This is a genomic window from Agromyces subbeticus DSM 16689 (assembly GCF_000421565.1).
Lineage (GTDB): Bacteria > Actinomycetota > Actinomycetes > Actinomycetales > Microbacteriaceae > Agromyces > Agromyces subbeticus.
In genome coordinates, this window is the sequence record NZ_ATXG01000034.1 from 1 (window position 1) to 2,251 (window position 2,251).

The window sequence follows — 2,251 nt, forward strand, 5'->3', positions numbered from 1 at the left end:
CGGTTGATGCCCGCGCAGTGCGCGACGACCTCGCATCCCTCGAACGCTCGCGTCAGCGCGTCGACGTCACTGGTGTCGACGCCGGTGCGGCGAGACATGACGACGGATGCCTCGGGCCCCATCCGTTCGGCCAGGTGGCGTCCGACGAATCCGGTGCCGCCGGTGATCGCGGTGCGGGGGTGTGGGTGGGGCATGTCTCGGATGCTACTGGTCGGGGCGCTCTACGTCGTCGGGTACCTGTCACAGTGGGCGCGGCCTTGCCGCGGCCATAGCCTGTTGGGATGAGCGTCAGATGGAGTGGATCCCGCAATGGTGGGCTAAGGCCCGGACACATGCCACTCGTTCCACGGGTAACGATGGACTGCTTGATCAGCGGCCAAGTGGTGGCGTAGTGGCGTCAAAGATGGAGCGCGGCCTAATCCGTGTCGGACATGTCGTCTCTCCGAGGGAGCGGGACTCGACTGTCAGCGTGAGTTTCGACGATCACGGGGCGGAGGTGATCTGGCCGCGCGAAATCGGCTTCGAAGAAGCTTGGCAGCGCAACCAAGGGGAGTCGGCGCCTTCTACTCTGATCTTCAGGGACCATAGCGGCTACCTGACCTTGCGCGAAGGGTCAAGTGGCGGGATGTCAATGTCATCGGTTGGCTCCTCGCAGCAGCGGATCCGGTACCGATCGGTAGTCGAGACCGGCGCGAGTCATGCCGATTACGACCACATCAATGGGATGAGTTCGGAAGTCGAAGGCCTCGCGCGTTGGGCGAAGATGCACGCGGTCGATGGGCGGCTGGAGATCGACTCTGAACGGAAGTCGCCTCGAGTAGTGATTACAGCGGGGAACTTGGATCCGCGTGAGCTCGGTGGGCCGCTGGCGCTAACCCTTGCTACTTCGTTCAACCACGATCCGACGCCGACGAACGGGGTCTATTCGATCTCCGAGGCGCTCCATGTTCGAACTCGATCGTCGGAGACCGCGCCCTGGGAGGTGCACGCCGCAGCGCATCATATGATCCAAGATTTGATGTGCCTTGTGTATGGGTATCAGTGTCGGGCTCGGCTTGACTCAGTGATGCGGGAGGACGATCAGCAATTCGGCACCGACGATGAGCGGCGATGGTGGCCGAGTGTGTATGAGCCGACTTTCGGCCGGACGGATGACACCGCGGAACCGATGAAGGACAACCGTCAACCTCTGTTCTACCTGGATGAGACAGATCCGGTTCGTGTTGCCAATTGGTTGTCGGACTTCGATTCATGGTCTCGCCCGACTTGGATCGCCGTCACCACGTTGTTTCAGAAGAACTCAACTGTCGAGGCGCAACTTCTGCAGGTTGGTATTGCCCTGGAGGCGCTCGGGTACGCAATCTGGCGCCGCACGCCTCAGATCGGGGGACGCACGCCAACGTACGAGAGACTTCTGAAGTACGTGACAGATTCCATTGGCGTGGAGCTCTCCGCGATTTATGGCGACGGCGGCAACGCGGATGATTGGCGTCAGAAATTCAACTCCGCATTCAAGGGAGCCAAACACGCGGACAACCCACTGCCTGACGGTATCGACGCGATTAGGCGAGCACGAGAGGGCTTCACATTAATTCGGTGCTGGCTTGCCGTGGAACTAGGTGTAGAGCTGACGACATTGAAGCCCCGACTCGATCGGTCTCACGAGATGTTGTGAGTGGCCGCTAGCTACGGCCGACTCATGTAGGAGGACGAATCCGCGCAGAACGTGCTCCCGATGGCGGCTGCTGTGAAGTTCTGCCGTTGTTCGCTCGCTTAGCTCAACCGCGGTCAGCGGAGCGCACGCCCCAGCCGGCAGGCCGGTCGTTCCGCCGCCGGCCACTGCTGATGGGGGGTTCGCCAGGATGGCTCGATCTACCTGTTCTCGAACGGTGGCGATGAGATCCCATTCGTAGCCGTTCCGGCATTGATACTTGACAAGAACGTAGTGGTCCACACTTCCCCCTGCTTGCGCCGCAAGTGTGGCAGCATCGCCATCTAGAAGTCCAGAGTTGGGAGAGTCATTCCCCTCGGTTTGGGGTCACAGTTGGCAGTCGCAGTCGGGTCGCGCCCGCAGGAAACTCAGCATGATGACCTTTCGCACCCCGGCGCGCTTGGCCGCCTCGATCACGTTCGCGGTGCCCTCGATGTGCACCCGCTGGTAGCTCTGGTCGCCGATCTCGCGGTTGATGCCCGCGCAGTGCGCGACGACCTCGCATCCCTCGAACGCTCGCGTCAGCGCGTCGACGTCACT

3 protein-coding genes are annotated in these 2,251 nt (G+C 61.7%); 1 reads left to right on the forward strand and 2 read right to left on the reverse strand.

Going from position 1 to position 2,251, the window contains the following annotated elements; genetic code table 11:
* The coding region (locus tag H521_RS24730) for an NAD-dependent epimerase/dehydratase family protein (protein ID WP_040425173.1) at window positions 1-194 on the reverse strand (194 nt) is incomplete at its 3' end.
* 275 nt (window positions 195-469) lie between these two features.
* Here H521_RS24730 and H521_RS0120475 point away from each other — a divergent pair.
* Entirely contained in the window at window positions 470-1,675 is a 1,206-nt protein-coding gene (locus H521_RS0120475) for an ApeA N-terminal domain 1-containing protein (protein ID WP_156891635.1), read from the forward strand.
* Between the two features lie 363 nt (window positions 1,676-2,038).
* Here the strand turns inward: H521_RS0120475 and H521_RS24735 are convergent.
* A partial coding sequence (locus H521_RS24735; RefSeq protein WP_040425175.1) for an NAD(P)H-binding protein occupies window positions 2,039-2,251 on the reverse strand: 213 nt, incomplete at its 5' end.